The sequence below is a fragment of the Enterococcus sp. LJL51 genome, assembly GCF_049894025.1.
Classification (GTDB): Bacteria; Bacillota; Bacilli; order Lactobacillales; family Enterococcaceae; genus Enterococcus_L.
On sequence record NZ_JBNEQE010000024.1, the window covers coordinates 41,955 to 48,056 of the forward strand.

Annotated in this window: 8 protein-coding genes; 7 read left to right on the plus strand and 1 reads right to left on the minus strand. The window is 40.1% G+C overall.

Annotated elements, in window-relative coordinates:
* The first annotated feature begins 5 nt into the window (after window positions 1–5).
* From argJ to ACPWSO_RS16645, 7 genes are all read left to right on the plus strand, one after another.
* Window positions 6–1,199 carry a bifunctional glutamate N-acetyltransferase/amino-acid acetyltransferase ArgJ gene (gene argJ, locus ACPWSO_RS16615; protein WP_426084710.1) on the plus strand — a complete coding sequence of 398 codons (1,194 nt, stop codon included), beginning with the start codon at window positions 6–8 and terminating at the stop codon, window positions 1,197–1,199.
* Between the two features lie 15 nt (window positions 1,200–1,214).
* Window positions 1,215–1,967, plus strand: coding sequence for an acetylglutamate kinase (gene argB, locus ACPWSO_RS16620; RefSeq protein WP_426084711.1), 753 nt, complete (start codon window positions 1,215–1,217; stop codon window positions 1,965–1,967).
* Window positions 1,964–3,118, plus strand: coding sequence for an acetylornithine transaminase (locus ACPWSO_RS16625; RefSeq protein WP_426084712.1), 1,155 nt, complete (start codon window positions 1,964–1,966; stop codon window positions 3,116–3,118). Before argB ends, ACPWSO_RS16625 begins: the two co-directional genes overlap by 4 nt.
* Window positions 3,111–4,055: an ornithine carbamoyltransferase gene (argF, locus tag ACPWSO_RS16630; RefSeq protein WP_426084713.1), complete on the plus strand. Its 945-nt coding sequence runs from the start codon at window positions 3,111–3,113 to the stop codon at window positions 4,053–4,055. Before ACPWSO_RS16625 ends, argF begins: the two co-directional genes overlap by 8 nt.
* A gap of 176 nt (window positions 4,056–4,231) precedes the next feature.
* Window positions 4,232–4,501, plus strand: a complete 270-nt coding sequence (locus tag ACPWSO_RS16635) for an IreB family regulatory phosphoprotein (RefSeq protein WP_426084714.1) — start codon at window positions 4,232–4,234, stop codon at window positions 4,499–4,501.
* Window positions 4,498–4,926 carry a Holliday junction resolvase RuvX gene (gene ruvX, locus ACPWSO_RS16640; RefSeq protein ID WP_426084715.1) on the plus strand — a complete coding sequence of 143 codons (429 nt, stop codon included), beginning with the start codon at window positions 4,498–4,500 and terminating at the stop codon, window positions 4,924–4,926. The genes ACPWSO_RS16635 and ruvX overlap by 4 nt, the downstream gene beginning before the upstream one ends.
* Window positions 4,927–5,068: 142 nt before the next feature.
* On the plus strand, window positions 5,069–5,368 hold the full coding sequence (locus tag ACPWSO_RS16645) for a DUF1292 domain-containing protein (RefSeq protein WP_426084718.1): 300 nt from the start codon (window positions 5,069–5,071) through the stop codon (window positions 5,366–5,368).
* A gap of 243 nt (window positions 5,369–5,611) precedes the next feature.
* On the opposite strand, the gene ACPWSO_RS16650 is transcribed toward ACPWSO_RS16645, so the two are convergent.
* Window positions 5,612–6,102: glycoside hydrolase family protein (locus ACPWSO_RS16650; protein ID WP_426084716.1), on the minus strand; the 491-nt coding region annotated here is incomplete at its 5' end.

A 6,102-nucleotide genomic window follows, 5' to 3' on the forward strand; every position in this document is an offset into this window, starting at 1 on the left:
TGAAAATGAAAAAGATTACTGGTACAATTGCTTCGCCCAAAGGGTTTTATGCAGACGGCGTACATAGTGGGCTTAAAAGAAAACGTAAGGATATTGGCTGGATTTACTCAGATACGCCTGCAACTGCTGCGGCAGTATTCACAACAAATGCGGTTAAAGCAGCACCTATTCAAGTTAGTAAACAGGCATTGGAAAATGGCGGACTTCAGGCTGTAATTGTCAATTCTGGAAATGCCAATGCATGTACAGGAAAAAAAGGGCTACAGCATGCTGAAGAGATGCAGCAGCTGGCTGCTGAAAAGCTTGGACTTTCTAAAAATCAAGTTGCAGTTGCTTCTACTGGTGTGATTGGTAAAGAGTTGGCAATGGATAAGGTAGCAACCGGAATTTCAGAGTTAAGTGTACTGGAAGGAACACCGGAGGCTTTTCATGAAGCAATTCTAACAACGGATACTAAAACAAAAGAGATTGTACTGGAAGCGCAGATAGAGGGCTACACTGTAAGGGTGGCTGGTGTTGCCAAAGGCTCAGGAATGATTCATCCGAATATGGCTACGATGCTGGCTTTTATTACAACAGATGGGGCAATCTCTAAGCTGCTGCTGCAAGATATGTTAAAAGAAATGACAGATTGTACGTTTAATCAAATTACTGTAGATGGAGATACATCTACAAATGATATGCTTCTAGTTCTGGCAAATGGTGCCTCAGGCATACCAGAGATCCAAAAGAATACTGAAGCCTGCCTGATTTTTAAAAACATGCTGCGACGGGTCATGGAGGAGCTGGCAAAGATGGTTGCTCAGGACGGGGAGGGGGCTACGAAACTGATTGAAGCTCAAGTTCAAAATGCTTCCAGTCGTTTAGCAGCCAGAATGATTGCAAAAAAAATTGTCGGTTCTTCTCTGGTAAAAACAGCAATGTTTGGAGCTGATCCTAACTGGGGGAGAATTATCTGTGCGATTGGTTATGCAGATTCTTCTATTGATCCTGAAAAGGTGGATATCAGTATCGGCAATCAGACTGTGCTGCTTGCAAGTCAGCCCCAACCGTTTGACGAAAAAGCAATGCAGGAAATTCTTTTACAGAAGAAGATTATAATTACGGTGAATCTTCACGATGGACAAAATGAGGGAACTGCCTGGGGTTGTGATTTGACCTATAAATATGTAGAAATAAATGCACTGTATCATACGTGAAGAAGGAGTATAACCATGGATAATTTAATTGTTATAAAAATAGGCGGAACAGCGAGTGATACACTGACCGAGAGTTTTTTTGAACAAATTCATTTTTGGCAGTCAGAGGGAAAGAAATTGATTATTATTCACGGCGGCGGTCATTACATATCTAGTATGATGACTCAGTTGAATGTGCCTGTCTGCCAAAAAAATGGGCTGCGGGTGACGACGGATGAGGTGCTGAAAATCAGTCAAATGGTACTAATTGGTCAAGTACAGCCCATGATTACTAGTCGTTTTCAACAGGAAGGACTGAGAGCTGTCGGGCTGAATACTTCTAGTGCAAAAATCATTTTAGGGGAATATCTGGATAAAGAGCTGTTAGGACATGTAGGAAGAGTCACAAAAATTCAGACAACCTTGCTGGAAGATTTGCTGGATAAAGACTATATACCAGTTGTTGCTCCATTAGGGATGACAACCTCAGATAATTGGTTAAATATTAATGCAGATGAGTCAGCTTGCCATATCGCTTCGGCGCTTAATGCAGAAGCACTATATTTATTGACCGATGTTGCAGGGATTCTAAAGAGTGGAGACTTCCTTGAAGAAATCGCATTAACGGAGATTGATCAGTTAATCGAAGAAGAAACGATTACAGGGGGAATGATTCCTAAAGTAAAAAGTGCTGAAAAAGCGATTAGAGATGGAGTAAATACGGTCTATATTACCAATAGCATATTAAAAGCCGGAACGAGTATTTTAGGGAAGGAGCGTGTGCTATGACCCATTTGTTTCCTAATTATAAAAGACAGTCTATTGAATTTGTAGGGGGAGAAAAACAACATCTTTTTGATAGAGAAGGAAATGCTTATCTTGACTTAACCAGCGGCATTGGTGTGATGAACTTAGGCTATCATCATCCAGTATTGAATACAGCCTTGCAGACACAGGCGGAGCAAATTTGGCATACGCCCAATCTCTATGAGAATAGCCTGCAGGAAGAGGTAGGAAAGCTGCTGGCAGACGGGGAAGACTATCTTTCCTATTTCTGTAATAGCGGAGCTGAGGCAAATGAAGCCGCTATAAAGCTAGCCAGAAAAGCTACTGGGAAAAAGAAAATAATTACTTTTTTACAATCTTTCCATGGACGAACCTTTGGCGCTTTAAGTGCTACTGGCCAAAAGTCAATTCATGAAGGCTATTATCCTCTGTTGCCCGAATTTGTTTATCTGCCGTATAATTCCATTGCTGATTTGAAAGAGGCACTAGATGAAGAAACAGCAGCCGTCATGCTTGAGCTGATTCAAGGAGAGGGCGGTATTATCCCAGCTGAAAAAGAATGGATAGCAGAGGTTTCCCAGCTTTGTAGGGAAAAAGGTATTTTGTTAATAATTGATGAGGTTCAAACTGGAATTGGTAGAACCGGCAGTCTTTATGCCTTTCAGCAATGGGGCATTCAACCGGATATCTTTACCTTGGCAAAGGGGCTTGGCAATGGCTTTCCTGTTGGTGCAATGGTTGGAAAATCTACACTTGCTTCAGCATTTGGTTCAGGCAGTCACGGATCAACCTTTGGTGGAAATAAATTAGGCATGAGTGTAGCCAAAGAAGTACTGCAATGGACTCGCTCGCCTGAATTTTTATCAGAAGTTACTGAAAAGGGAAAAAAAGCAATTGAATACTTGAGCAGCCGATTGATTGATACAGAAAATGTTCGGGCAGTTAGAGGAAAAGGGTTAATGATTGGTATTGAATTAGCTAGCCCGGAATGTTTGGAGAAGGCAATAGCAAACCTGCTTGACGAAAAAATTGTTGTTTTGAAAGCAGGAAATAATGTCTTGCGGCTGCTGCCGCCGCTGACTATTACGCAGGAAGAGCTTGCTTTTGGCATTGAAAAAATCTGTCAGGTATTGGAGGAATTGGAGAATGAGTGAAGCCTTATATGGAAAAAGTATTTTAAATTTAACAGAATTAACAAAGGAAGACATTCATCAAATTATTCAGCTTGGAATAAAAATGAAGCAAGCACCATTGGACTATAAGGATACGCTGTCTGGAAAAATACTAGCAATGATTTTTGAAAAAAACAGCACACGTACACGTGTATCCTTTGAAGCCGGCATCATTCAATTAGGAGGTCAAGCGATTGTTCTAGACAGCAAATCTACTCAAATGGGCAGGGGAGAACCGGTTAAGGATACTGCTAAAGTCATGTCTGGATATGTTGATGGCATTATGATTCGGACATATTCTGATCAAATGGTTCAGGAGCTGGCTGATGAAGCGGACATTCCAGTAATTAACGGGTTAACAGATAACCACCATCCCTGTCAGGTATTGGCTGACTTCATGACTATTTATGAAGTGAAAGGGAAGCTGACGGGGCTGAAACTGGCTTATATTGGCGACGGCAATAATATGGCTCACTCCTTTTTAATAGGAGGAAGTATCGCGGGAATGGATATTTCAATTGCTTCTCCTGACGGATATCAGCCCGAGCCGACCTTTATCTCACTTGCAGAAGAATACGCTAAAGTCTCAGGAAGTACAATTGTGGTGACTGAAAACCCTGCTGAGGCAGTCTTGGAAGCTGATATTATTGTTACAGACGTTTGGGCAAGTATGGGGGACGAAGAACAGCAGGAGGAACGGGTAAAGGCATTTCACAAGTATCAAGTGAACGAACAGCTAGTCCAACAGGCAAAAGCTGACTATATGTTCCTTCATTGTCTGCCAGCGCACAGAGAAGAAGAGGTGTCAGCGGATATTATAGATGGCAGTCATTCTTATATTTACCAGGAAGCAGAAAATAGACTACATGCACAAAAGGCATTGCTGGCTAATGTGATGAAAGAGACAAGTGTTATATAACATATAGCTGTTTTTATAAAAAATCAGATTGAGTTGCGTTCTCTAAAGGGAACCGCTCAATCTTTTTTCTAATATTTACTTAAATTGATTCGGATTAAATGAATTTTTATTTGTAGTTTTACATAGTTTCTAGTAGAATGAATGTGTATGAATAGAAAGAAAAGAGGTGTAGATACATGGGTTTTACAGATGAAACAGTACGTTTTGACTTTGATGAAAGTCGGAAAAAAGAAGTGAGTGAGACTCTAGCTACCGTATATCGGGCTTTAGAAGAGAAAGGTTATAATCCTATCAATCAGATTGTAGGGTATTTGCTTTCTGGAGACCCGGCCTACATTCCTCGTTATCAGGATGCGCGGAACTTAATTCGACGTCATGAACGGGATGAAATTATGGAAGAGCTTGTAAAGCACTACTTGTCAAGCTATGGTATTAACCTTCAATGAGAGTAATGGGACTTGATGTGGGCTCAAAGACAGTCGGAGTGGCAGTCAGTGATTTGCTGGGCTGGACAGCTCAAGGCGTGGAAATCATCCGAATCAATGAAGCTGAAGGACAATTCGGTTTTGAGCGTTTAGGCGAGCTAATTAAAGAATATGAAGTGTCTAAAGTAGTCGTAGGACTGCCTAAGAACATGAATAATTCAATTGGTCCTAGAGCAGAAGCTTCTATGGCTTATGGTAAGCAAATAGAGGAGCTGTTTCAGCTTCCTGTTGTCTATCAGGATGAACGCTTGACAACGGTTCAGGCAGAACGCATGCTTGTTGAACAAGCAAACGCTTCTAGAGCAAAACGAAAGAAAGTAATAGATAAAGTTGCTGCTGTGATGATTTTGCAGAATTACTTAGATGGTGCGGGCAAGAACAACTAATGCAGTGTACGAAATTACTAATAGAGAAGGCAGTTGTAAAATACTGGTATGCCAGCTAAAAAGCAGCTGTCAAATTTTTTTAGAGAAGCTGTCAATGATAAAAAAGTATAGCAGCTTTCTCAATAAAGAAAGGGAGATAATGATGACAGAACATAACCACGAAGGACATGAGCATATCACATTAGTAGATGAGCAAGGAAATGAAACGCTATATGAAATCCTGCTGACTGTTGATGGTCAGGAAGAATTTGGTAAAAACTACGTTCTTTTATATCCAGCAGGAGTACCTGAAGATGAAGATGTTGAGCTTCAAGCATATGCTTACATCGAAAACGATGGAGGAACAGAAGGCGAGCTGCAGCAAATTGAAACAGACGCTGAATGGGATATGATTGAAGAAGTCTTCAATACCTTCATGAGTGAAGAAGAAGAAGGTAGCTAATATAAGAGCTAAGCCCTTGATAGATAAGGACTTAGCTTTTTCTTTATCTTCAAGGTACAGAGGGAAAATTAAGCAAATCAAAACAGGCGCTGAAAGGGATATGATTGAAGAAGTTTTTATTCAATTCATAGATGAAACAGAATAGTTTTTTTATCGAAGAAGTTATTTTTAGCCCGCGTTTTTTACAAATTTAGGTATACTAAAAATCTGGGATTTTTCTGTCCCAGACTTTTAGTATATTTTTTATGTTGTATAGCCGCCGCAAATACCGACATAAGCATCAAATGTAGCCTTATTGTTTTTCCAATCCATAATTTTGATGTCTTGTGCTTTACCTGTTTTATGTGCAGTTACTTGGTTATAAACAGAACGTAGTACACTCCACTCTGTTTGAGTTAGTAACTTCATTTTGGTTCCACAAACATAAAACACACCTGTACCATATAAAATTACAAATTCTGTCATATCATCTTCTCCTTGATTTTTATTTTCTGTTTCAGTACCTGTTTCATTCCCACTTACCGGCGTGTTAAAGAGATTAATTTCCTCTTGACGCCGCCGCCGTAAACCTTCTTCAAATTCTGATCCTGCGTTGATATAATTAGGAAAGGATTCCGTAATGTAACTATCGGAAGCATTTCTATCCCAATTATCTACTGTAAAAATTCCAGTACCACAATTATAGGCAAGACTTACCATCGCATCGAATTGATTTTGATTAAACGAACGAGTAA

Coding starts and splice junctions, on each gene's coding strand:
- argJ (WP_426084710.1), top strand. CDS start 6: ATGAAAAAGATTACTGGTACAATTGCTTCGCCCAAAGGGTTTTATGCA.
- argB (WP_426084711.1), top strand. CDS start 1,215: ATGGATAATTTAATTGTTATAAAAATAGGCGGAACAGCGAGTGATACA.
- ACPWSO_RS16625 (WP_426084712.1), top strand. CDS start 1,964: ATGACCCATTTGTTTCCTAATTATAAAAGACAGTCTATTGAATTTGTA.
- argF (WP_426084713.1), top strand. CDS start 3,111: ATGAGTGAAGCCTTATATGGAAAAAGTATTTTAAATTTAACAGAATTA.
- ACPWSO_RS16635 (WP_426084714.1), top strand. CDS start 4,232: ATGGGTTTTACAGATGAAACAGTACGTTTTGACTTTGATGAAAGTCGG.
- ruvX (WP_426084715.1), top strand. CDS start 4,498: ATGAGAGTAATGGGACTTGATGTGGGCTCAAAGACAGTCGGAGTGGCA.
- ACPWSO_RS16645 (WP_426084718.1), top strand. CDS start 5,069: ATGACAGAACATAACCACGAAGGACATGAGCATATCACATTAGTAGAT.